We start from the raw sequence: 22,763 nt of genomic DNA on the forward strand, positions 1-22,763 counted from the left end.
GCCTGTTTTTTTCAGGGTGGCGCGCACGATTGCATGCGCTTGCGCGCCGTCTCAGTAATTCAGCGTCGGCGTCAGCACATGCAAGGCGAACACGAGGCCGACCAGGAGCGTGCAGGCCAGCGCGATCAGGCTGGCGCCGAGGCGATGCCAGCGGTCGCGCGGCGCGCGCCAGACCTGGATCGCGTTGGCGATCGCGAGCGCGGCGATCGGCAGCGACAGCAGGGCCAGGCACTGGGCGAGGCGGATCCAGCCGTCCAGGCCGCCGTCGAGCAGGGCGATGTCGGCGTCGGCGCGCGCCAGCAGCCATAGCCATAGACCGGCCATGGCCAGGTTCGAAAGCAGGCCCAGCCGCGTCGCCAGGCGCAGACGGCCTGCGCGGCGATCCAGGACCAGGCGCCGGCCGTAGTGACGCCGCACCAGGGCCGCCACCGGCCACAGCGACAGCATCAGCGCGTGCAGCGCCAACACGGCCAATAACAAGGGCAGCGACCAGCCCGCCGAACGCCAGGCCGGCACCGGCTGCAGCCACACCGCCGGCGGATGCGCGTCGCTGGCGACCGCAACCACCCGGCCGCGATCCAGCTTCGCCGCCAACAGCGCGTCGCCGTCGATCTCGCGCCAGACGTAGGGCCGCACCTCGCGCCAACGCCGCGGCTTGTCGTCCGCGCCGCGCAGCGACGAGACCGTGAGGCTGCCGTCGGGGTGCAGCGCTATCTTGGTCTGCGACAGGTAACGCGCGAGCACGAAGACGTTGTCGAACGAGGCGCGGCTGCTTTCGTAACGGCCGACCAGTTGGCGGCCGTGGGTCGCGGCGCTGGCCAGGGTCGGCTCGGGTTTGCCCGCGCGCGGGAAATAACGCTGCTTGAAACCGCGCACCACTTCGCGGCGCAGCGCCGCCGCGCTCGCGGTGGGCCCGTCCACCGATACGAACAGGCCGACCTGCGACTGCGGGAACAGCAGCAAGCTGCTTTGGAAAGCCTCGGTGGCGCCGTCGTGGCCGATCGTGAGCACGCCGTTGTGATCGTTGCGGAAATAGCCCAGCGCCATCGCGTTCAAGGCCGGGAACGCGCGATACGCCGGCGCGTGCATGCGACGCGCGGTGTCGGGCTGCAGCAGCACCGCCTCGCCCAATCGGCCTTCGCCCAGCTGCATCAGCATGAAGCGCGCCATGTCCTCGGCCGAGGCCGACAGGCCGCCGGCGGGCGCCGGATTGACCAGTTCGAACGCGTGCGGCGGCGCACCGCGTCCGTCGCGGTAGGCGCCGGCCAGGTCCGCCGCCAGCGCCTTGGGCAGCGGCTGGCGGAAGCTGGCGCGGTACATGCCCAGCGGCCGCAGTATTTCGGCCTCGATGTAATCCTCGTAGCGCTGACGGGTCACGCGCTCGACCACATAACCGGCCAGCGCGGCGCCGTAGTTGGAATAGGCCGGCACTTCGCCGGGCGCGAACACGCGCTCGGGTTGCACCGACTTGAGATAGCGCGCGTTGCCGCGCAGGGCGCGGGCGTCGGCCGCGAACAGATGCTTCAGCGATTCCTCGAAACCGGCGGTGTGCGTCATCAGCTGGCGCATGGTCGCCGGCCGGCCGCGATAGGGCGGAATCTTGAAATCCAGGTAGCGGTTGAGGTCGGCGTCCAGGTCGATGCGGCCGCGCTCGACCTGCTGCATCACCGCGGTCCAGGTGAACAGTTTGGACACCGAGCCCGGGCGGAACAGGGTGCGCGCCGGATCGACCGGGGTGCGGCGCGCGACATCGGCGTAGCCATAGCCCTTGCTCAACAGCAGGCGACCGTCCTTGACCACGGACAGGGTCACGCCGGCGATGTCGCTGCGTGCGAGCGCGCTGCCGATCACGCCGTCGAAATAGGCCAGGGCGTCGGCGGCCTCCAGTTGCGGCGCGGCATCGGCTTGCAGCGCGATCGCGGCGCCGGGCGCGAACGCGGCCGGATCCGGCAGGAACTCGGGCAAGGCGATCGCCGGCGCCTCGTCCTGGACGGGCATGACCGCGAGCGCCGCGGCGCCGTCTTGGGCGCCGGCCGGATCGGCGCTGGCGGGCTCGGGCGCGGCGGGCGGCGCGAGCGGAATCACGTCGGTACTGGAGCTGCGGCTGGGCGCCACGCCGGGACGCGGGGTCTCCTGCTCGAACACCACCGCGGCGGGATCGGCCGCGGCCGGCACCGGCTCGGCGGGCACGGACGCGTCCGCCGGCGGCGCGACGCCGGTCTGCGGCGACGCGGCGGGCGCGGCGGCGGCCGGCGGGGCCGCCAGCGCCGGCGGCGGCCGCAGCCCGGCGGTCGCCAGCACCAGCACCAGCGAACACAGGCCGACCCGGCCCATCAGCGACTGCAGCGATTTGGACACCACGACTCCCCCTGTGCGGCCGACGCGATCGGCGGCGCGCCACATCCTAAGCGCCAGGACCCGTCGCGACCGCGATTGCGGTAGGATTTTGCCATTACGGACAAACGTTTTCTAAAAAGGACCGCTCCATGATCGCTTGGCAGGCCTCTCGTCTAGGCCCTAAAGTTCGACCATGACCTCGAACACACGCGCAGTGCGCCCCAAGCGTGACCCGAAAGGCAGCGTCTCCGGCATCGCCTCGCAACCGGGCGACACGCTGCGCGCCTTGCGTACCCAGCGCGGCTGGACCTTGTCGGAACTCAGCGATCGCACCGGACTGCCGATCTCGACCCTGTCCAAGGTCGAGAACAACCGCATGTCGCTGACCTACGACAAGCTGACCCGCATCAGCCGCGGGCTGGAGATCGATATCGCCGACCTGTTCGGCTCGTCATCGCAAGCCGCGGCGCCGCAGCAGGTGCCGACCGGACGGCGCAGCATCACCCGCGCCAACGAAGGTTATGCGATCGACACCGACAACTACGGCCAGCGTTTTCCGGCCTCGGAGCTGCGCCAGAAGCGCTTCACCCCGATCGTGGCCGAGATCCGTGCGCGTTCGCTGCAGGAGTTCGGCGAACTGATCCGCCACCCGGGCGAGGAATTCGCGCTGGTGCTGGAAGGTTCGCTGGAGCTGCACACCGATCTGTATGCGCCCGCGCGCCTGGAAGTGGGCGACTCGATTTATTTCGACAGCAACATGGGCCACGCCTATATCGCGGTCGGCGATGCGACCTGCCGGGTGCTGTCGGTGTGCACCGAATCCGAACCGCCCGAAAGCCTGCGCGCGAGCTATCAGGCCGGCGCGAGCTCCGCGCGCGGCGCGACCGCTCCCGCCGCAAGCCGCCCCGCCCCGCCCCGGCGCCGCGCCGCCGGCTGAACCGGCGCGCTCGCGCACGCCGCCACAAGCCGATTCGCGCTGGAAAACAGCGCCGGATCGCGCGCGCACCGGCGTTGCGTCGGGACGCTTTCTTGATCGGAAAACAGCCGCCGTAGCGTAAATCCGCGCCGCGCCCCCCTACCTGCCAGGGCGCGACCGCCTCCGCAAAAACGCCGACGCGGCCGGGTTCAGCTCACCCGCGACAGCATGCGGCGATGGCCGATCAGGCGCGCCCAGCGCGCGCCGATGTCGCTCATGCACACGTAGGCCGCTTCGCCGGCCAGGCGCAGCAGCATGCGCGGGCCCAGCTGCAGCCGCGGTTCGGCCGCGCACAGCTCCCAATCGAAACCCAGCTGACGGGCGAACAGGGCGCAGCGCGCGAGGTGATAGCGGCTGCTGAGCAAGGTCACGCGCGAGCGCATGCCATCGCCCAGCAGATGGCGGGCGTTGCGCAGGTTCTGCAGGGTGTCGCGCGATTCGGCTTCCAGGCGCAAGGGCGCATCCGGCGACAAACCGCGCGCGAACAGGCCGCCGCGCGCGACCTCGGCTTCGCTGGGCTCGTCCGGCGCGCCGCCGCCCAACAGCACCACGCTGGCCGGCGGACGCGCGCGCCACAGCGACACCGCGCGGTCCAGGCGCGCTTCGAAATCGCGGTCGATGCGCCCGCGCGGCGCGTGCTTGCCGAACAGCAGCACGCATTCGCCGCGCTCGGGCTGGCAAGGCGCGTTGCGCGCCACCCGCAGCACGTGCACGAAGTAGCCGACATAGACCAGGCCCGCGCTCAGGGCGCATACCGTGGCGGCGACCGCGCAGGCGTGCAGCACGTCGCGATCGCCGAACAAGGCAAGGCGGTGGGCGGTACGGCTGGACATGCGCGCAGGTGGACGGAATGGCGGTGGGATGCGCAGTCTACGCCTGCGCCAGCGCCGCGCCGCATGCCGCGGGCCCGCCCTGGCGCAAGCGACAGCAAGCTGAACGCCGCGGCCTAATCGCTCCACGCCGCGCTGGCTATACTCCGGCCTCGTCTCGCCCGGAGTCCTGCGTGTCGCTTGAGTCGTTGCCGCCCCCGCCCATGCCCGCGCTGGCGATCCGCGCGTACACCGCGACCACCGCCCTGGGCCGCGGCCGCGAGGCCCAGGCCCAGGCCCTGCGCGAACGCCGCGGCGGGCTGCGCCGCAACGACTTCGGCCACGACCCGCTGGACTGCTGGATCGGCCGCGTCGACGGCCTGGAAAGCCTGGCGCTGCCGGCCGAGCTGGCCGACTGGGACTGCCGCAACAACCGCCTGGCCTGGCTGGCGCTGAACCAGGACGGCCTGCCCGAGGCCCTGACCGCGCTGGTCGCGCGCCGCGGCGCCGAGCGCGTGGCGCTGGTGCTGGGCACCTCCACGGCCAGCATCGGCGCCACCGAGGAAGCCTATACGCGCCTGACCGACGGCCGCTTTCCGGCCGACCTCGCGCGCGGCGAAATCCATCAGCCGCATTCCCTGGGCGGCTTCGTGCAACGCGCGACCGGCCTGCGCGGCCCCTGCGTGACCGTGGCCACCGCCTGCTCGTCCAGCGCCAAGGTATTCGCCCAAGCCGCACGCCTGATCGCCGCCGGTTACGCCGACGCGGCCCTGGTCGGCGGCGTCGATACCTTGTGCGGCAGCGTGCTGTTCGGATTCAACTCGCTGCAGTTGGTCGCCAGCGAACCCTGCAAGCCGTTCGATGCCGCGCGCGTGGGCCTGTCGCTGGGCGAGGCGGGCGGTTACGCCCTGATCGAACGTATCGACGGCGATGATGCCGGCGCGCTGCAACTGCGCGGCTATGGCGAATCCAGCGACGCCCACCACATGTCCGCGCCGCACCCGCAAGGCCTGGGCGCGCAGCTGGCGATGCGCGACGCGCTCGCGCGCGCGGGCATCGACGCGGCCCAGGTCGGCTATCTCAATCTGCACGGCACCGCCACGCCGGCCAACGATCAGGCCGAGGCGATCGCGGTGGCCGCAATGTTCCCCGACGGCCTGCACGCCAGCTCGACCAAGGGCTGGACCGGCCACACCCTGGGCGCGGCCGGCATCGTCGAATCGACGGTCGCGCTGCTCGCGCTGGAGCGCGGCGAGCTGCCCGGCATTCTCAACAGCACCGCGCCCGACCCGGTGTGCGGTCCGCAGATCCGTTTCGACAATGCGCACAAGCCGATCCGTTACGCGATGAACAATTCCTTCGGTTTCGGCGGCAACAACTGCTCGCTGGTGTTCGGACGCGCATGACCGCCATCGCCTACATCGAAGGCATCGCCTATTGGAGCCGCGGCCTGCCCTCGTGGACCGCCGCGCGCGACTACGCCGGCGGCGCCGAGGCGGTCGCCGACGCGCCCGTGCGGCCTTCGCCGCAGTTGCTGCCGGCCAACGAGCGCCGGCGCGCGCCGGAAACCGTGGCGGTGGCGCTGGAAGTGGCGCTTGCGGCCTGCCAGGCGGCGGGACGCGACCCGGCCACGCTGGCCTCGGTGTTCGCGTCCGCGCACGGCGACCTGGCGATCACCGACTACATGTGCGCGACCCTGGCCGAGGATCCGCGCGCGATCTCGCCCACGCGCTTCCACAACTCGGTGCACAACGCCGCGGCCGGCTACTGGACCATCGGCGCCGGCTGCATGCGCGCAGCGACCGCGATCGGCGCCGGACAGGCCAGCTTCGCCCAAGGCCTGATCGAGGCGCTGGCGCAGTTGGGCGACAACGCCGAGGCGGTGTTGCTGGTCGGCTACGACGGCGAAGCCGGCGGCGCGCTGGCCACGGTCGCGCCCAGCACCGGCCTGATCGGCGGCGCGCTGGTGCTGTCGCGCACGCCGCGCGCGGGCGCGGTGGGCGTGCGCGCGCGGCTGCGCGACGGCGCGGCCGACGCCGGCGGCGCCCTCACGCAGCGCTCGCAGGGCAATGCGATGGCGGCGATGCTGCCTTTGTTCGATGCGCTGGCCGACGCCAGCGCGCAGGTGCGCCTGAGCGCGGGCGCCGATCGCGTGCTGGAACTGGAGCTTGCGCATGACTGAGCCCGGGCGCCCGGAACGCGACAACGTCGCGGTGGTGATCCCCGCGCTCAACGAATCCTTGCGCATCCGCGAGACCGTGATCGGCGCGCTCGCGCACTGCCCGAACGTGATCGTGATCGACGACGGTTCCGACGACGGCACCGCCGAGTGCATCGCCGACCTGCCGGCGACCGTGCTGCGCCACCCGCGGCGCATGGGCAAGGGCGCGAGCCTGCGCGACGGCTTCCGTGAGGCGCTGCGACGCGGCTACGCCGGCGTGCTGACCCTGGACGGCGATGGCCAGCACGACCCCGCCGATCTGCCGCGCTTGCTGGCCAGCGCGCAGCGCCACCCCGGCTGCATCGTGATCGGCGCGCGTTTGCGCAAGCGCGCGTCGGCACCGGTGTACCGGCGTCTGGCCAACGAGTTCGGCGACTGGGGCATCGGCTGGGGCTGCGGTTACCGCATCGCCGACAGCCAGAGCGGCCAACGCTATTACCCGGCGGCGGTGTGCGCGCTGGACGAGGTGCCCGGCGAGGACTTCGTGTTCGAGGCGCAGATCCTGATCTCGGCCGCGCGCCGGCTCGGCACCGGCGTGGTCTCGGTGCCGATCGAATCGCGCTATCAGCAGGCCAACGACGAGGTGCGGTTCCGCAAGAGCCACTTCCGCCCGCTGCGCGATCTGTACCGCATCACCTCGCACGTGGTGGCGCAGGTCTGGGGCCATGGCGACGTGATGGAGGAGTACCGGCGCACGCGCGCGGCCGCGCCGGTGATCGACGACCCCAGCGGCGAATTCGCCGGCGGCCGCGAGCGCGACCTGCCCGCCGAACCGCGCTGAACGCGCGAGCCACGCACGACACCGGAAGCCGCGCCGATGACCCATACCCTGCTGCTGCAACTGCTGGTGATCCTGGTGGTGGCGCGCGCCTGCGGCGCGGTGCTGAAGCGCTTCGGCCAGCCCGCGGTGGTCGGCGAGATGGCCGCCGGTTTCGTGCTCGGCCCGGTGGTGTTCGGCGCGGTGCTGCCGGAAGCGCACGCGGCCTTGTTCGCGCCGGCCTCGCTGCCGGCGCTGGGCTCGCTGTCGACCTTGGGCCTGGTGTTGTTCATGTTCATCGTCGGCGCCGAGCTGCGCGCGCCCGACGGCGTGCGCGCGCAATTGCGCGAGGCCGGCGCGGTCGGTTTGTTCGGCGTGCTGCTGCCGGTGGTCCTGGGCATCGCGGTGTCGCCCTGGCTGCATCCGCTGGCGCCGGCCGGCGTCGGCTTCTGGCCGTTCGCGCTGTTCATGGCCGCGGCGATGTCGATCACCGCCTTCCCGGTGATGGCGCGCATCCTCAAGGACCGCGGCCTCAGCCAGACCCGCCTGGGCCGGCTGGCGCTGGGCTCGGCCGCGATCGCCGACGTGTTCGCCTGGATCGTGCTGGCGCTGGTGGTGGCCCTGGTCGGCAGCGGCGAAGGCGCCTGGGGCTTCGCCAAGATCTGCATCGGCCTGCTGGCGCTGCTGGCCCTGGCCTTCGGCGTGCTCAAGCCCGCTTACGCGGCCCTGCTGCGCCGCTACGCGCCCGACGGCCATCCCTCGGTGGCGATGCTGGCCGCGCTGGTGATCGGCTTGCTCGCCTGCGCCGCGCTGACCGAATGGCTGGGCCTGCACGCGGTGTTCGGCGCCTTCGTGTTCGGCGCCTGCCTGCCGCGCGACGACCGCCTGCTGCGCACCCTGACCGAGCGCTTGGAATACGCGGCGGTGGTGATCCTGATGCCGATCTTCTTCGCCCTGGCCGGCCTCAACACCCGCGCCGAGGCCTTCGTCGGCGCCGGCCTGGGCGCGTTGGCGCTGATCCTGGTGGTGGCGGTGACCGGCAAGATCGCCGGCGGCGCGCTGGGCGCGCGCATCGCCGGCTACGGCTGGCGCGACAGCCTGGCCACGGGCGCGCTGATGAACGCGCGCGGGCTGATGGAGCTGATCGTGATGAAGGTCGGCCTGGACGCAGGCCTGATCGGGCCGGAGCTGTTCACCATGCTGCTGGCGATGGCGATCGCGACCACGGTGATGACCTCGCCGCTGCTGAGCCTGTTCGCCGGCAGCGCGGCGCGGCCCGACGCGCCACGCGCGCAAGGCACGCGGCGCTAGGACGCGCGCGACTCAGTTGCGCGGCGGCACCGGCGGCGGCGGCGCGCTCGGGCCGGGATCGCCGAGCGGCGGCGGATTGGCGACCCAAATCGCCACGCCGTGGCCGTACTTCTGGCGCGGCGTGATGTCGATGCCGACGCCGCCGGAACTGAAACTGCGGCCGCCGTAACGGCCGCCGCCGGCGCCGACGCTGACCCCGCCGCCGCCGTAGCCGTCCTCGGTGCCCTGGAACAGCACGCCGTTGGCGCCGAGCTTGGCGGCCTCGGTGCGCAGCTTGCCGATCACCGAGTTCATCTTGTTCTGTTCGCCGTAGGTGAACGCACCGCTGTTGCTCTGCAGCGTGGCGATCTGCTCGTAACCGCCCGGCGGCGGCGCGAAGTACACGCGCACCTGGGCCGGATCGATCGGCGGCCGCGGCGAGCCGACCAGGACGTGCGAACTGGCGCAGGCGGCCAGCATCGGAATCAGCAGGGCGATAGCGAGACGACGGCGCATGGCGCGACTCCGCGGGTGGACAGTTGCGTCCATGCTACCCCCGACCCCGGGAGGTGGGGTGACGGCGCGCCGAACGGGCGTCGCGGGCCGACGGGTGGGGTGATGGGGCGGGTGCGACGACGACGGGAGTGCACGGCTTCGATCGGCTGTCGTCGCGAGCGGAGGAGAACCAAGTCACTGGATCCCCGCCTTCGCGGGGATGACGGATCGAAACCATGCTGGTGGCCGTAGCCCTTCCAGTATCCCCAATCCCGAATCCCGAATCCCGATTCCCGAATCCCGATTCCCGATTCCCGAATCCCGAATCCCGATTCCCGATTCCCGGCCCCTAACCCATGCCGCCGTTGATCCCGATCACCTGGCCGTTGATGTAGCCGGCCGCGTCCGAGCACAGAAAGCCGACCAGGGCCGCGACCTCGTCCGGGCGGCCGGCGCGGCCAGCCGGCACCAGCTGGCGCAGGGTCTCGGGCGGAAACGCGTCGGCGGCCATGCGGCCTTCGATCACGCCCGGCGCGACCACGTTGACGGTGATCCCGCGCGAGGCCATTTCGCGCGCCAGCGACATCGAGGCACCGTGCAGGCCGGCCTTGGCCGCGGCGTAGTTGGTCTGGCCGCGGTTGCCCAGCACCGCCGCCACCGACGACACGCTCACGATCCGGCCCCAGCGCGTGCGCGCCATCGGCAGCAGCAGCGGCTGGGTCACGTGGAAGAAGCCGTGCAGCGAAATGTCGATCACGCGCTTCCACTGCGCATCGCTCATGCCGGCCATCGGCGCATCGTCGTGCACGCCGGCGTTGTTGACCACGACCTGGATCGGGCCGTCGGCCAACAGCCCCTCGATCGCCGCGCGCGCGGCCTCGCCGTCGGCGACGTCGAAGGCCACCGCCTGGGCGCTGCCTCCGGCTTCGCGGATCGCCGCCACCGTGGCCTGGGCGCGTTCGGGATTGGCGTTGGCGTGCACGATCACGTGCAGGCCATCGGCGCCCAGGCGCGCGCAGATCGCCGCGCCGAGATCGCCGCTGCCGCCGGTGACCAGGGCGCGGCGGGCGGTGGAGGACGACTGGCTCATGCGCAGGGCTCGCGGCGGCGGAAACCGCGATTGTCCCCGCAGCGCGGCTGCGGCGAAAGCGCCCTGCGCGGACACGGTGGCGTGCGCGCTAGCGTCGCGACCGGGCGCGGCGGCCGGGTGTGCGCCGGCTCAGTACGGCGCGAAACCTTCCGGATACGGCGGATCGCCGTCGTCGCCGTTGCTGTTGGCGGTCTGCGCCAGGGTCTGGGTGACGATCGCGCCGGTATCGCTGCAAGCCAACTGCTGGCTGCCTTCCCACACCGCCCAGTCCTCGCCGTTGCCGTCCAGCACCACGATCCAGAACTGCAGCGTGCGCTGCGCGTAAGGCTCCATCCGCATCGAGGGCGGATCCACGAAACTCACCGTGACCGCGCCGCTGTCGTCCTGACTCTGGTTCCAGCCGTTGAACACCATCGACTGGCCGTGCACCAGTTGGAACAGGTCGGTCCAGGTATCCGGCGCCATGCCCTCGACGTAGGGGCGGTCGGTGCGCTCGATCCAGTTCAGGCGCGCGTTGTCGCGCTCCTGCAGGGCGATGCGCAAGGTGAAGCGATGGCCGAACTGGCCGTCGGCCTGGTACGGCTCCACGCTCAGCAATTCGAACTCGAGGCTCATGGCGGTTCTCCGGTAGCGGCGGCGCGAACCCGCGCGACATCTACCTGGAACGCGCCGCCGCCGGCGCTGTGAACGCTCAGTCCGGGCGCAGCATCACCGCGGCGCGGCCGCGGGCGAGCACGACGCCGTCGTGATGCAGGTCGAACTCGTATTGCCAGCTGTCGCCGCCGTCGACCAGCTTGCGCGCCTGCGCCTCGATCGCGCCGGGCAGATCGTCGATGCGCGCCACGCGCAGTTCGACGCCGCGCAAGGCCACCAGAAAGCCGGGGCGTGCCGCGCCGCCGGACGCGCGCGCGAGCAGGCCGCCATGCACCGCCATCGCCTGCGCGCCGTACTCGCACAGGTGCAGCGCGCGCAGACGGCCGTGGCTGCGCAGCGGATGCGCGGGATCGCGATGCCCGTGGCTGCGCAAACGAATGGCGTCGGCGTCCCAGTCCAGCACCTCCTCCCACAGGCACATCGTGCCCTGGTGCGGGATCAGCGCGGCGATGTCCTCACGGCTGCGCATCGGCGCGCTCCCGCATGCTCGCCGGCTCGCGCACGATCAACAGCGCGAGCACGAAGTTGAAGGCCACGCCCAGCGCGACCGTGGCGCCGATCGCGCGCAGCACCGGAATCGACGAGGACGCCAACAGCGCGAACACCAGCAAGGTGGTCAGGCTGCAGACGATCACCGCGTGCAGGGTGCGCAGCTGTTCGGCGTAGTCGTCGCCGGCGTGGTCGAAGAACAGCGCGTAATCCAGGCCCAGGCCGGCGGCCAGGATCAGCGCGACCAGATGGAACAGATTGAGCTCGATGCCCAGCCCGCGCAGCACCGCCAGAATCAACAGCGTGGTCAGCGCCATCGGCGCCAGCACCCGCAGCACCCTCCGCGGCGAGCGCAGCGCGATCCATACCGTGAGCGTCAGCAGCACCGCCGCCAGGCCCAGGGCCAACAGCACGCGCCCGCGGTAGGCGGCGACCAGCGACTCGGAGGCCTGCTTGAGATCTAGCAGCTGGGCGCCGTGCGCGCTGGCCACGCGCGCGACCGCGGCCGGGTCTTTCAATCCGTTCAGCGAGACCAGCGCGGTGGCGTGGCCGGGCCGCTGCAGCAGCAGGCCGGCGACGCTGGCCGCCAGCGGCATGCCGTCCAGGTCGGCCGCGATCAGCGGCGGCGCGCTACGCGCGGCGGCGACGTCGGCGGCGAAACCGGCGAAGGCATCGGCGCGGAACGGGCTGTCGACGACCGCCGAGGCTAGCGCCGCATCCAGCGTTGCCGCGCCCGGCAGTTTGATCTGGCGCGCGCGCTGGGTGGCCGCGCTGGGCAGATAGCGCGCGGCCAGGTCGTAGCCGGCGACCGCGCCCTGCGCGCGCAAGGTTTGCAGCGCCGGCAGCAGGCGTTCGGACGCGCGCAGCGCGGCTTCGGCGTCGCCGGCCTCCAGCGCGATCACGTAACGCACGTCGGGCGCGCCCAGCTCGCCGCGCAGTTGCGCGTCGCGCGCGAGCGCGTCGGCCGGCACCGGGGTGAGCTTGGCCAGATCGTTCTGCCAGAACGCGCCCGGCGCCAGCCAGGCCACGCCCAGCGCGAGCGCGGCCAGCGCCAGCATCGCCGGCACGCGCAGACGCGGCAGCCGCGCCAGCGCCGCCCAGGCGCGCGCCAGCCAGGCCGAATCGGCGGCGTCGCGCGGCGAGGGATCGATCAGCGCCGGCAGCAGGAAGCGCGTGGTCAGCGCGGCCGTGCCCAGGCCGACGATGGTGAACACCGCCAACTGCTTGAGCCCGTCCACGCCCGAGACCAGGAAGGTCAGATAGGCGATGCAGGTCGAGGCCACGCCGGTGCCCAGGGTCGGCCACAGCGCGCGCGCGCTGGCCCAGGGCGACAGGCCCGGCCGCTGATGGCTGAACAGATGGATCGGATAGTCCTGGGCGACGCCGATCAAGGTGAAACCGAACGCGACGGTTATGCCGTGCACGCCATCGAACATCAGCGCGACCGCGCCCAGGCCGGCCAGACCGGCGCTGGCCAGCGGCAGGCCGCCCAGCAGCGGCGCTTTCCAGCTGCGATAGGCCAGCCACAGCAGCAGCACGAACACCAGGCTGTCGATGGTGCCGATCAGGCTGGCCTCGCGCGCGGTGCGGCCGCCGATCTCGACCGAGAACGCGCCCGGCCCGCTCAGGGTGAGCTGCGCCTTGGACGCGCCGCGGGCCTGCGCGAACGCGGCGCGGATCGCGTCCACCGCGGCCTGCTGGCCGGTGGGATCGAAGCCCGCCGCGCGCGTTTCCAGCGCCAGCAGCGCTTCGCGCCCGGCACGGTCGAACCAGACCCCATGCAAGCGCTGCGGCGCGTTCGCCGGCTGCCAGGCCTCGGCCAGCTTCAGGGTTTCCAGGGTGGGATCGTTCGGCAGCAGCGGCTCCAGCATCGCCGAGGCCGGCGAGCCCAGATCCTGCACGCGCGCCTGCAGCTCTTCGCCCAGATAGGCGGCGTCGAAGGCCTGGCTGTCCAAGGTCGGCGACAACAGATAGCGGTACGGGCGCAGGCGTTCGGGGATCGCGTCCAGGCCGAGGTCGGCGCCGTTGGCGACCAGCTTGAATTCCGGTTTGGTCGCGAGTGCCGCGCGCATCGCCTGCGACTGCGTCGCCAGCGTTTGCGGCGTGTCGCCCGACAGCGCCACCAACAGCAGACGCGAGCCCGGGCCTTCGCCGAGTTCGTCGATCAACAGCTTCTGCGCGGGCGTGCGCGCGCTGGGCATGAAGCGGCGCAGATCGCCGCTGAGCTCCAGGTGCCCGCTGATCGCCCAGCCCGCGAGCGCCAGCGCGGCCAGCCACAGCAGCGCGAGGGCGAGACGACGCGTCGGCGTCATCGCTGGGCGGCGCCGTGGCCGCGGCACAGCGCCGCGAATTGACTGGCGTCGGTGACGTTGGCCGCTTCGCGCGCCGCGCCGGCCAGCAAGGTGCGCTGCAGTTCGATGCCGCCGCTGGCGTCCGAACGCGCGGGGCGCGCTTCGATGCAACGCAGCTCGGCGCCGCGCCCGCGCAGGGTGATGCCCTGCAGCTTGGCCGCGACCGCGCTGCTGCGCGGCGTGAGCGTCATGGTCCACTGCTGGCGCGTGCCTTCGGCGGCGACCAGGTACTGCTGCTCCAGGCGTTTGCGGTCGCCGGCCAGCAGGGCGCCGAAGCTGGCCTGCAGGCCGGCCAGTTCCGGCGCGCGCGCCAGCGAGAACGTGCGCGCGGCCTTGCCGGCGCGCTGGATCTTCACTTCGCCGGCGCGGATGGTGGTGGTCTCGGCATAGGGCGCGCGCACCTCGCGCACCAGGGTGTCGTCTTCCAGGCGCTGGTACTCGCCGCTCAGGCGCAGCGGCGCCTTTAGCAGGGCCGAGCCGCGGATCTCGACGAAGGCGGTGCGCATCGACGCCGGCTGGGCCAGGCGCGCCAGGATCCAGTCCGGGTCCACCGCCGCGCCGGGCGCGCTGCCCGCGACCGGCTCAGGCGGAGCGGCGCTCAGCGAGCCGGCGGCGCAAGCCAGCGCCAGCGCCCAGGCCCAGCGGCGCGGCCGGATCGTCGGGTGCGCTGCCTTCGTGGGCGCCGCTGTCTTGCGCTGTGCTGTCTTGAACCGCGTCATCGGCATGCCAGAAGTCGTAGAAGTTGAACCAGTTGTAGGGGGCGTCGCAGGCGTGGTGCTGCAGGCGCGCGGCATAGCGTTCGACCATCGTCGCCAGCACCCGCGCCCGATCCTGGCGCGCGATCGCCGATCCGTCGCTGAACGGCTCGAACACCAGATCGTAGCGGGCGCCGCCGCGGTACACGCCGAACGCCAGCAGCACCGGCGCCCTCAGGGTCGCAGCGACCAGCCAGGGCGCCAGCGGAAACGGCGCCGGCGCGCCCAGGAACGGCGTGCGCAGCCAGGGCTCGCCGGGGCGCGCGCGATCGACCAGCAAGGCCACCAGCGCGCCTTCGTCCAGGGCCTGCTTCACCGCCAGCACGATCGCCGGGCCGTCCTGGCCGGCGTCGATCACGCCGGCGGCGATGCGCGGGTCCAGCGAATCCAGCAACTGGGTCATGGCCGGGTTGTGCGACTTGTCGAACACCACCCGCACCTGCACCTCCGGCGCGCTGCGCGCGAGCACGCGCAGGGCCTCGAAGCTGCCCAGATGGGAACCGAAGATCAGCGCGCCGCCGCGCGCGTGCTGGGCGCGCAGCTCCTCCAGCCCGCTCACTCGCACGTCGAAGTAATGCATCTGCCCGCCGAGCATGAACAAGCGGTCGAGGATGGTCGCAGCGAAGGTGTGGATGTGGCGGGCCACGTCCCACAGGCCCGGCGCGCGATTCAGCGCGCGCGCCAGATAAGCGCGCGAGGCGCGCCGCTCGGGGCCACGCACCAGCACGAAGTAAGCGGCGATGGGGTACAGGCACAGCCGCGCCAGGCCGCGTCCGCCGTGGCGGGCGATCGCGCGCAACACGCGCAGGGCGAAGGGGCTGCCGCCCTCGGGGCGCTGCTTCCAGTGCTCGCCGCTCATGCCGGCGCGTCCGCGACCACTTCGCCGCTGGCCAGCAGGGTGTCGCCGCGCAGCACCCGGAAACGCCAGCGCGGCGCGGCGCCGTCCAGCTCGATGCGCGCGGTCTGCTCGGGCAGCAGCGGCTGGGCGAACTTCACCTGCGGCAGGCGCAGCCCGTTCAGCGGACCGTGCCCGGCTTCGATCGCGTCCAGCACCCGGTCCAGCACGACCACGCCCGGCACGACCGGCCGGCCGGGGAAATGCCCGGGCAGGCTGGGGTGGTCGGCGGCGATGCGGAATTCCATGCGGGAGGCGTTCGGCGGTGGTCCGGCGACAGGATAAGCCACGGCCGGTGACGCCATGCCGATCCTGGCGTCAGTCGAACAGGCTGCGCCAGAACGCCGGGCCCAACCCGCCCATGCGGCGCAGGAAATCCCAGAAATTGCGGTAGGGCCGGTCCTGGAACACGCGCTTGCGGAACTGGTACTCGCCGATGAAGAAGCCGCCGACGATGCCGTAGTTGAGCAGGTTGGCGAACAGCGACCACTGGTCCTGGCTGATCGCGATCGGCGGGGTCTGGCCCAGCCGCGCGAGCACGCCGCCGGGCACGGCGATCATCGCCAGCGCGGCGTTGGCCAGCGCCAGCCCGCCCAGCAGCCAGGCCCAGATCGCGGTGAGCTGGCGCGAGTAGCGGTAGACATCGGCCCGCAACTGGCTGGGCGTGCAGGCGTCCAGGGCGGCGACGATGCGGGTGATCAGGCCCTCGCGCGGCGCGCGCAGGCTGCGCGCGAACCACCACGACAGGGCGCCGGTGAACAGCACCGGCGGGGTCAGCAGCAACAGCTGCGGATAGATCGTGTGGGCGATCGCGGCCAAGCCGGCCACGATCGCCGCGAACAGCAGCCAGGCGCCCACGCGCAGGTGCAGCAGGGCCTCGATCTGCACGATCAGGGCCAGGTCGATCAGGGCGATCGCCGCCGGCCAGCCGCCGCCGTCGTGGCTGGCCCAGTGCGCCAGCAGGGGGTAGGCGATCGCCAGCAGCAGCCGCAGCACGGCGCCGGTCATGGCTGGACGGTCCGTGCGCGCGAGCGGCGGCCGGGCGCGGGCGCGCTCAGGCGGCCCGGCTTTGTTCGATGTGGGCCGACAGCGCGCGCAGCGAACCGAAGATGCGGCGGTTTTCCTCGCTGTCCGAGCGCAGCTGGAAGCCGTACTGCTTGGACACCGCCAGGGCCAGCTCCAGGGCATCGATCGAGTCCAGGCCCAGTCCGTCGCCGAACAGCGCCGCCTCGGGGTCGATTTGGGCCGGATCGACATCCTCCAGGTTCAGGCTTTCGACCAGGAGCTGCGCGAGTTCGCGTTCGGCGGGGTTCTGTTCGGACATCGGGTCGATCCAACGGCGGGCGGCAAGGTGCGCCACGATCCGGCATCGGGCGGCCGCGCGCAACCGTCCCCAGGTCCGGTCCGACCCGGACAGCGATCACGAACGGCGAGCTATCATTCTCCGATGAGCTCAACCATCCCCGCGCCCGGCCCCGCCGACGCCCCGCCGGACGCAAACCTGAACAGCCCCGCCTCCACCTCGGAACTCAGCCCCGACGTCCTGGTCATCGGCGGCGGCCCCGCCGGCACCACCGCCGCGACCCTGCTCGCGCGCAAGGGCTGGAAGGTGCTGCTGCTGGAGAAGGACGCGCACCCGCGCTTCCACATCGGCGAATCGCTGCTGCCGATGAACCTGCCCATCCTCGAGCGCCTGGGCGTGCTCGAGCAGGTCAAGGCCATCGGCACCCACAAGCCGGGCGCCGAGTTCCCGATCGACGAGCGCAACTACAACACCTTCCGCTTCGAGCGCGCGCTGGATCCCAAGTTCGGCTACGCCTACCAGGTCAAGCGCGAGGAATTCGACCAGCTGCTGTTCCGCAACGCCCAGGCCAACGGCGTGGACGCGCGCGAGCGGGTCAAGGTCGAGAAGGTGGAGTTCGGCGCCGACGGGCGTCCGTCGCTGGTGCACGCGCGCGACGCCGACGGCGCCGCCCTGACCGTGCGGCCGCGCTACGTGGTCGACGGCAGCGGCCGCGACGCGTTCTTCGGCAGCCAACTCAAGCTCAAGAAGAAAAACCCGCTGCACCAGTCGGCGGCGATCTTCAGCCACTTCACCGGCGTCGAACGCCGCGACGGCGAGGACGCCGGCAACATCACCGTGCAGCGTTTCTCGCACGGCTGGATGTGGCTGATTCCGCTGCAGAAGGACGTGATGAGCGTCGGCGCGGTGTGCTTCCCCGAATACCTCAAGCAGCGCCGCGGCGAGACCGAGGCGTTCCTGATGAAGACCCTGGAGTCCGAGCCTCAGGTGTGGGCGCGCATGCAGGGCGCCCAGCGCGTCGGCGCGGTCCACGTCACCGGCAACTACTCCTACACCTGCACCCGGATGACCGGGCCGGGCTGGGTCATGGTCGGCGACGCCTACGCCTTCGTCGATCCGGTGTTCTCCTCCGGCGTCTACCTGGGCATGAACAGCGGCGAGCAGGCGGCCGAGGTGGTCGACGGCGCGCTGCGCGATCCCGCGCGCGAGGCCGAGCTGCAGCGCGCGATGGTCAAGCGCCTCAAGCGCGGCCTCAAGCACTTCCAGTGGTTCATCTACCGCTTCACCACGCCGGTGATGCGCGCGCTGTTCAGCGCGCCGCGCAACTACTGGCAGGTCGAACAGGCGGTGATCTCGATGCTGGCCGGCGACGTGTTCGACAACCCGGCGGTGCTGCGCCGCCTGCGCATGTTCCGCTTCATCTATGCGATGACCGCGATCCGCATGGCGCCGCAGGCGCTGCGCGGCTGGTTGCGGCGCAAGCGCCAGGTCGGCGTCGATTTCCGCGGCGACACGCTGCAGCAGGGCAACCCGTGAGCGCGGCCGCGACCCTGGTGGCCGCCACGCCGCGCTACAGCGTCGACTACACCGACGCCACGCCCGCGCAGGCGCTGGCCGGCGACGACGTGCTGGCGGTGTTCGGCTTCGGCGCGAACGCCCCGCATCACGACGACCCGCGCTATCTGCGCGTGGCGCTGGAGCCTTACGGCGAGGCCAAGCTGGAAGTCTGGCGCGGTTCGGCGCCGGTGGCCTGCGGCCGCGACGGCGACCTGGCCTGGTCGGAGGACGGCGCGCTGCAGTTCGGCGCGCTGGAACTGGACGAACCGCCGGGCCTGCACGTCAACGACGGCATCGCCGCGGTCGCCGAGACCATCTACGCGCGCATGGTCGAATTCACCCGCGCGCGCGGCTACCCGCACCTGTTGCGGATCTGGAACTACCTCGACGGCATCACCGTCGGCCAGGGCGACGCCGAGCGCTACCGCGTGTTCTGCGTCGGCCGCGCCGCCGGCCTGGGCGATTTCGAACCGGGCCAGCTGCCGGCCGCGACCGCGATCGGCAAGGTCAGCGAGGCCGGCGCAAGCCGCCGCCTGCTGGTGTACTGGCTGGCCTCGCGCACGCCCGGCACGCCGCTGGAGAACCCGCGCCAGATCAGCGCCTACCGCTACCCACGCCAATACGGTCCGCAGCCGCCCAGCTTCGCGCGCGCGATGCTGCCGCCGCTGGGCAGCGCGATGCCGCTGCTGCTGTCGGGCACCGCGGCCATCGTCGGCCACGAGTCGCGCCACATCGACTCAGTCGACACCCAGCTCGACGAGACCCTGGCCAACTTCGACAGCCTGATCGCCGCCGCGCGCGCGCAACGGCCGTCGCTGCCGGCGCGCTTCGGCGCCGGCGCGCGCCTGAAGGTCTACGTGCGCGACCGCGAGGAAGTGCCGGCGGTGATGGCGGCGATGGACGCGCGCCTGCCCGGCATCCAGCGCATCGTGCTGCAGGCGGCGGTCTGCCGGCGCGAACTGCGCGTGGAAATCGACGGCGTCCACGACCTCTGAGCGTCGCCGGCGCGAAGCGTAGGGTGCGGTGAGCCAACGGCGAACCGCCCCAGCGTGCCCTCACGCCACCCGTGTCGCCGCCCACACCCGCCAGGGGTGCCGAAAGACACCCCCTCCAGCCCTTGAATCGCCGCGATTCGGCAGCATCATGGTCGCGAGCGCATCCGCGCCCGCATGGGAGAACGCACGATGGGATTGATCAGCCTGATTTGGGGCATCCTCGCGATGATCTGGATGGTGATCGCCCTGATTCCGCTGCTGGGCTGGGGCAATTGGCTGCTGATCCCGTTCGCGGCGGTCGGCGCCATCATCGCCGCGATCGGCATCCTGTTCACGCGCGAGCAGAACCGCGGCCGCGCCAAGACCGGCCTGGTGCTCAACGCCATCGTGATCGTGGTCGGCGTGATCCGCCTGTCGATGGGCGGCGGCATCATCTGAGTTCGCACGTAGCACCGTGATCCGCACAGGGTGGTTTCGCAGCCGCCCTGTGTGATGCCGCGACGGCTTCAGCTTTGGAGTAGGAGCGGCGTAAGCCGCGTCCACGTCGTAGCCGAAGGAGCGCGGTCGCGGCTTACGCCGCTCCTACCCCCACAGCCGTCTTCGGCCGCGCCGCCAGCAGCGCCTGTGTATGCGCATGCTTGGGCGCGCGCAACACCTCGGCGGTCGCGCCGGTCTCGACGATGCGTCCGGCCTCCAGCACTGCGATGCGCTCGCACACCGCGGCCGCCGCGGCCAGGTCGTGGGTGACGAACAGCAGGGCCAGGCCGCGTTCGCGTTTGAGCTGCGCCAACAGGGCCAGGATCGCGCCGCGGTGGTGCGCGTCCAGCGCCGATACCGCCTCGTCGCAGACCAGCAGGTCGGGATCGGTCGCCAGCGCGCGCGCGATCGCGATGCGCTGGCGCTGGCCGCCGGAGAACTGGTGCGGGTAGCGGTCCAGCATGGACGCGTCCAGGCCCACTGACCGCAGCAGCTCGCCCGCGCGCACGCGGCGCGCGGTGGCATCGCCGCGCGCGTGGATGCGCAAGGGTTCGGCCACGATCTCGGCCACGCGCATGCGCGGGTCCAGCGAGGCATAGGGGTCCTGGAACACCACGCCGGTGCGTGCGCGCAGCTGGCGCAAGGCGCGCGGCGACGCGGCGCTCAGATCGATGCCGTCCAGCAGCACGCGGCCCTGCGCGCCGCGCAAGAGCCGCAACAAGACGCGACCCAGCGAGCTCTTGCCGCTGCCGCTTTCGCCGACCAGGGCCAGGCCCTCGCCGCGACGCAGCTCGATCGACACCTCGTCCAAGGCGGGGCGCGGTGCGCGCGGATACCGCATGCCCAGGCCCTCGCCGCGCAGCAGCACCGGCGCATCCGCGGCCAAGGGGTCGGCCGGTGCGGGCGCGATCGCATCGGCAGCCAGCAGCTCGCGCGTGTAGGCGTGTTGCGGCGAGGCGAACACCGTGGCGGTATCGCCGCGTTCCATCGCCTGCCCGCGTTGCAGCACCACCAGGCGCTGCGCGTAGGCGCCCACCAGCGGCAGATCGTGGCTGATCAGTAGCAAGGCCAGACCGTCCTCGCGCCGCAGCGCGTCGAGCAGGTCGAGGATCTCGCGCGCGATGCGCGCATCCAGGGCCGAGGTCGGTTCGTCGGCGATCAACAGCCGCGGCCGCGTCGCCAACGCCAGCGCGATCGCGATGCGTTGGCGCTGGCCGCCGGAGAACTGGTGCGGATAGCGGCGCAAGGCCGCGTCCGGATCGGGCAGTTGCACGCGCGCCAGCAAGGCGCGCGCCTCATCCTGGGCGGCGTCGCGCGCCAGGCCGCGCACCCGTCGCAGCGTTTCCAGCAGCTGGCTGCCGACGCTGCGCAGCGGATGCAGCGCCGCCAACGGATCCTGCGGCACCCAGCCCAACACGCGCCCGCGCAGCGCCGCATGCGCGCGCGAACCCAGCGCGACCGTCTCGCCGTCCACGCTCAGCCGGCCCTCGGCGCGCAGGCCCGGCGGCAGCAGGCCGAGCAGGGACAAGGCGCTCAGACTTTTGCCGCTGCCGCTTTCGCCGACCACGCCCAGGCACTGCCCGGCCTGCAGTTCCAGGTCCAAGGGCCCCAGCAAGCGACGCGCGCCCGCGTCCACGACCAACCCGTGCAGCGCCAGGGTCGCGCTCATGCGGCCGCGGACTCGTGTTCGCCGCGCACGTCCAGCCAATCGCGCAGGCCGTCGCCGAGGAACTGGAAGGTGGCCAGGGTCGCGACCAGGAAGCCGGCCGGAAACAGCAGGGTCCAGGGCGCGCTGTCGAGTTCCTGCACGCCTTCCGACAGCAAGGTGCCCCAACTGGCCGAGGGCTCGTCCACCGACAGACCGAGAAAACCGAGGAAGCTCTCGACCAGGATCGCCTGCGGCAGGATCAGGCCCAGATACACAAAGGCCAGCGGCAGCAGGTTGGGCAGCACGTGCCAGCGCAAGCGCTGGCCGAACGCGGCGCCGGCGGCCTGGGCGGCCAGCACGAACGGCGCCTCGCGCAGGCGCGCGGCCTCCGCGCGCATCACCCGCGCCAGGTCGATCCAGACATAGCCGCCGATCGCCGCCAGCAACAGGCCCAGCGAGCGCTCGAACAGGGTCAGCAGCAGGATCACCACCAACAGGAACGGCAGCGCCGAGAACACGTCCAGCACGCGCAGCAGCGCGCGTTCGACGCGGCCGCCGGCGAGCCCGGCGATGGCGCCGTAGCCCAGGCCGATCGCCAGCGCGACCACGCTGGCGAGCAGGCCGATGGTCAACGACAGACGCCCGCCTGCCAGGGTGCGCGCGTACACGTCGCGGCCGATCGCGTCGGTGCCGAACCAGTGCCCGGCCGTGCCGGGCGCGACCGACAGGGCCTCCCAATCGGGCGTATGCGGGTCGTAGGCGCTCAGCCACGGGCCCAGCCAGCACAGCGCGGCCAACGCGGCCAGCGCGATCAGGCAGGCGCGGGCCACGGGCGGGAGGGGTCGCAGGGATCGCATGCGCGCATCCTAACGGGCACATGCCACCTGGGCATATGCAGATGACGCATCGCCTTTTCCGTCGTGGCGACCTTTGCGGCCTTATTCCCTACATGGCGAATAGGAAATGCTGACGATGAAGGCGAAATACGCACTGCGCGCGATGTGCGCGCTGGCGCGCGCCGACGACGGCCGGCTGCAAGCCCGGGCGATCGCCGAACACAGCCGCACGCCGGAAAAATTCCTGGAATCGATCCTGGTCGACCTGCGCGAGGCCGGCTTCATCCACAGCCGCCGCGGCCAGAAGGGCGGGCACGCGCTCGCGCGTCCGGCCGAGCAGATCCGGGTCGGCGATCTGATCCGCGCCATCGACGGGCCGCTGGCGCCGGTGCGCTGCGCCAGCGTCAGCGCCTACCGCGCCTGCGCCGATTGCCCGGACCCGGCGCAGTGCGAACTGCGCGCGCTGATGCGCGAGGCGCGCGATGCGCTGTCGCGGGTGCTGGACGGCTGCAGCCTGGGCGAGCTCGCGCGCGGCCAAGGCGCCGCGTTGCTGGCGGGAGACACGGCATGAACGCGGCCCGGCGCAAATCGCGCGGACAGGCCGCGGGCGATACGCCCGTGGGCGAGTTCGAACCCGCGGTCAACATCGTCAACCTCAGCGACAGCGAATTCGCGGTGCTGACCGCGCTGCGCGAGATCGGTTACGGTCAGGTGGAAGTGGTGGTGCACGGCTCGCGGATCGTGCAGATCACGCGCAGCGAGCGCGTGCGGGTGGAAGAGCCGCGGAGCCGGCCGCTGTGAGCGCGTCGCCACGCCGGCCCGCTTGCC

Annotated in this window: 24 protein-coding genes; 10 read left to right on the forward strand and 14 right to left on the reverse strand. The window is 72.1% G+C overall.

All coding sequences use genetic code 11. The features are described from left to right. Positions 1-51: 51 nt before the first annotated feature. Positions 52-2,358 (reverse strand): serine hydrolase domain-containing protein, encoded by a 2,307-nt coding sequence (locus tag ASE35_RS15035; protein WP_157489503.1) that lies wholly within the window; start codon positions 2,356-2,358, stop codon positions 52-54. Between the two features lie 172 nt (positions 2,359-2,530). Between ASE35_RS15035 and ASE35_RS15040 the strand changes: the two genes are divergently transcribed. Next, on the forward strand, positions 2,531-3,274 hold the full coding sequence (locus ASE35_RS15040; protein ID WP_235570081.1) for an XRE family transcriptional regulator: 744 nt from the start codon (positions 2,531-2,533) through the stop codon (positions 3,272-3,274). A 188-nt stretch (positions 3,275-3,462) separates the two neighbouring features. Here ASE35_RS15040 and ASE35_RS15045 read toward each other — a convergent pair whose 3' ends face one another. Further along, positions 3,463-4,146: a YdcF family protein gene (locus ASE35_RS15045; protein WP_056177808.1), complete on the reverse strand. Its 684-nt coding sequence runs from the start codon at positions 4,144-4,146 to the stop codon at positions 3,463-3,465. 200 nt (positions 4,147-4,346) lie between these two features. Here ASE35_RS15045 and ASE35_RS15050 point away from each other — a divergent pair, with 200 nt between their 5' ends. Genes ASE35_RS15050 through ASE35_RS15065 form a run of 4 tightly spaced genes read left to right on the forward strand, consistent with a single transcriptional unit; the run spans position 4,347 to position 8,411 of the window. Continuing rightward, positions 4,347-5,528 (forward strand): beta-ketoacyl-[acyl-carrier-protein] synthase family protein, encoded by a 1,182-nt coding sequence (locus ASE35_RS15050; RefSeq protein ID WP_057164364.1) that lies wholly within the window; start codon positions 4,347-4,349, stop codon positions 5,526-5,528. Further along, positions 5,525-6,304 (forward strand): beta-ketoacyl synthase chain length factor, encoded by a 780-nt coding sequence (locus ASE35_RS15055; protein ID WP_057164365.1) that lies wholly within the window; start codon positions 5,525-5,527, stop codon positions 6,302-6,304. The genes ASE35_RS15050 and ASE35_RS15055 overlap by 4 nt, the downstream gene beginning before the upstream one ends. Next, complete coding sequence (locus tag ASE35_RS15060; protein ID WP_056177803.1) at positions 6,297-7,124, forward strand: glycosyltransferase family 2 protein; 828 nt, start codon at positions 6,297-6,299, stop codon at positions 7,122-7,124. Before ASE35_RS15055 ends, ASE35_RS15060 begins: the two co-directional genes overlap by 8 nt. A 36-nt stretch (positions 7,125-7,160) precedes the next feature. Then, positions 7,161-8,411 carry a cation:proton antiporter gene (locus ASE35_RS15065; protein ID WP_057164366.1) on the forward strand — a complete coding sequence of 417 codons (1,251 nt, stop codon included), beginning with the start codon at positions 7,161-7,163 and terminating at the stop codon, positions 8,409-8,411. Positions 8,412-8,423: 12 nt separating this feature from the next. Here the strand turns inward: ASE35_RS15065 and ASE35_RS15070 are convergent, their stop codons facing one another. The 10 genes from ASE35_RS15070 to ASE35_RS15115 form a co-directional block, all read right to left on the reverse strand. After that, positions 8,424-8,906, reverse strand: a complete 483-nt coding sequence (locus ASE35_RS15070) for a DUF4156 domain-containing protein (protein WP_235570082.1) — start codon at positions 8,904-8,906, stop codon at positions 8,424-8,426. Between the two features lie 328 nt (positions 8,907-9,234). Then, on the reverse strand, positions 9,235-9,975 hold the full coding sequence (gene fabG / locus ASE35_RS15075; protein ID WP_057160116.1) for a 3-oxoacyl-ACP reductase FabG: 741 nt from the start codon (positions 9,973-9,975) through the stop codon (positions 9,235-9,237). Positions 9,976-10,104: 129 nt separating this feature from the next. Next, positions 10,105-10,590 carry a hypothetical protein gene (locus ASE35_RS15080; protein WP_057164367.1) on the reverse strand — a complete coding sequence of 162 codons (486 nt, stop codon included), beginning with the start codon at positions 10,588-10,590 and terminating at the stop codon, positions 10,105-10,107. A gap of 76 nt (positions 10,591-10,666) precedes the next feature. Continuing rightward, the gene (locus ASE35_RS15085) at positions 10,667-11,098 is read right to left on the reverse strand and encodes a hypothetical protein (RefSeq protein ID WP_057164368.1); all 432 of its coding nucleotides are present in this window, start codon (positions 11,096-11,098) and stop codon (positions 10,667-10,669) included. After that, positions 11,085-13,430 carry an MMPL family transporter gene (locus tag ASE35_RS15090; protein ID WP_057164369.1) on the reverse strand — a complete coding sequence of 782 codons (2,346 nt, stop codon included), beginning with the start codon at positions 13,428-13,430 and terminating at the stop codon, positions 11,085-11,087. Before ASE35_RS15090 ends, ASE35_RS15085 begins: the two co-directional genes overlap by 14 nt. Continuing rightward, on the reverse strand, positions 13,427-14,125 hold the full coding sequence (locus ASE35_RS15095; protein WP_082607245.1) for a LolA-related protein: 699 nt from the start codon (positions 14,123-14,125) through the stop codon (positions 13,427-13,429). Before ASE35_RS15095 ends, ASE35_RS15090 begins: the two co-directional genes overlap by 4 nt. Further along, complete coding sequence (locus tag ASE35_RS15100) at positions 14,052-15,083, reverse strand: acyltransferase (RefSeq protein ID WP_057164370.1); 1,032 nt, start codon at positions 15,081-15,083, stop codon at positions 14,052-14,054. Before ASE35_RS15100 ends, ASE35_RS15095 begins: the two co-directional genes overlap by 74 nt. Further along, a complete protein-coding gene (locus ASE35_RS15105; protein WP_057160111.1) occupies positions 15,080-15,367 on the reverse strand; it encodes a dehydratase in 288 nt (95 codons plus the stop codon). Before ASE35_RS15105 ends, ASE35_RS15100 begins: the two co-directional genes overlap by 4 nt. Before the next feature lie 70 nt (positions 15,368-15,437). Further along, positions 15,438-16,127, reverse strand: coding sequence for a hypothetical protein (locus ASE35_RS15110; RefSeq protein ID WP_056177786.1), 690 nt, complete (start codon positions 16,125-16,127; stop codon positions 15,438-15,440). 46 nt (positions 16,128-16,173) lie between these two features. Further along, complete coding sequence (locus ASE35_RS15115; RefSeq protein ID WP_056177784.1) at positions 16,174-16,443, reverse strand: phosphopantetheine-binding protein; 270 nt, start codon at positions 16,441-16,443, stop codon at positions 16,174-16,176. A 123-nt stretch (positions 16,444-16,566) separates the two neighbouring features. On the opposite strand from ASE35_RS15115, the gene ASE35_RS15120 reads away from it, so the two are divergent. The 3 genes from ASE35_RS15120 (at position 16,567) to ASE35_RS15130 (ending at position 19,412) form a co-directional block, all read left to right on the forward strand. Then, positions 16,567-17,958, forward strand: a complete 1,392-nt coding sequence (locus ASE35_RS15120; RefSeq protein WP_082611305.1) for an NAD(P)/FAD-dependent oxidoreductase — start codon at positions 16,567-16,569, stop codon at positions 17,956-17,958. Further along, positions 17,955-18,974: a hypothetical protein gene (locus ASE35_RS15125; RefSeq protein WP_056177782.1), complete on the forward strand. Its 1,020-nt coding sequence runs from the start codon at positions 17,955-17,957 to the stop codon at positions 18,972-18,974. The genes ASE35_RS15120 and ASE35_RS15125 overlap by 4 nt, the downstream gene beginning before the upstream one ends. Before the next feature lie 189 nt (positions 18,975-19,163). Continuing rightward, the gene (locus ASE35_RS15130) at positions 19,164-19,412 is read left to right on the forward strand and encodes a hypothetical protein (protein ID WP_056177780.1); all 249 of its coding nucleotides are present in this window, start codon (positions 19,164-19,166) and stop codon (positions 19,410-19,412) included. Between the two features lie 133 nt (positions 19,413-19,545). Here ASE35_RS15130 and ASE35_RS15135 read toward each other — a convergent pair whose 3' ends face one another. Both ASE35_RS15135 and ASE35_RS15140 read right to left on the reverse strand, forming a co-directional pair. Continuing rightward, positions 19,546-21,120 (reverse strand): ABC transporter ATP-binding protein, encoded by a 1,575-nt coding sequence (locus ASE35_RS15135; RefSeq protein ID WP_057164371.1) that lies wholly within the window; start codon positions 21,118-21,120, stop codon positions 19,546-19,548. Continuing rightward, positions 21,117-21,956, reverse strand: a complete 840-nt coding sequence (locus ASE35_RS15140; RefSeq protein WP_056177776.1) for an ABC transporter permease — start codon at positions 21,954-21,956, stop codon at positions 21,117-21,119. Before ASE35_RS15140 ends, ASE35_RS15135 begins: the two co-directional genes overlap by 4 nt. A gap of 115 nt (positions 21,957-22,071) precedes the next feature. Here ASE35_RS15140 and ASE35_RS15145 point away from each other — a divergent pair, with 115 nt between their 5' ends. Both ASE35_RS15145 and ASE35_RS15150 read left to right on the forward strand, forming a co-directional pair. Next, positions 22,072-22,506: an Rrf2 family transcriptional regulator gene (locus tag ASE35_RS15145; RefSeq protein WP_200957041.1), complete on the forward strand. Its 435-nt coding sequence runs from the start codon at positions 22,072-22,074 to the stop codon at positions 22,504-22,506. Then, positions 22,503-22,736, forward strand: a complete 234-nt coding sequence (locus ASE35_RS15150; protein ID WP_056177772.1) for a DUF2292 domain-containing protein — start codon at positions 22,503-22,505, stop codon at positions 22,734-22,736. Before ASE35_RS15145 ends, ASE35_RS15150 begins: the two co-directional genes overlap by 4 nt. Positions 22,737-22,763: the final 27 nt, after the last annotated feature.

The organism is Lysobacter sp. Root916, assembly GCF_001429785.1.
Lineage (GTDB): Bacteria > Pseudomonadota > Gammaproteobacteria > Xanthomonadales > Xanthomonadaceae > Lysobacter.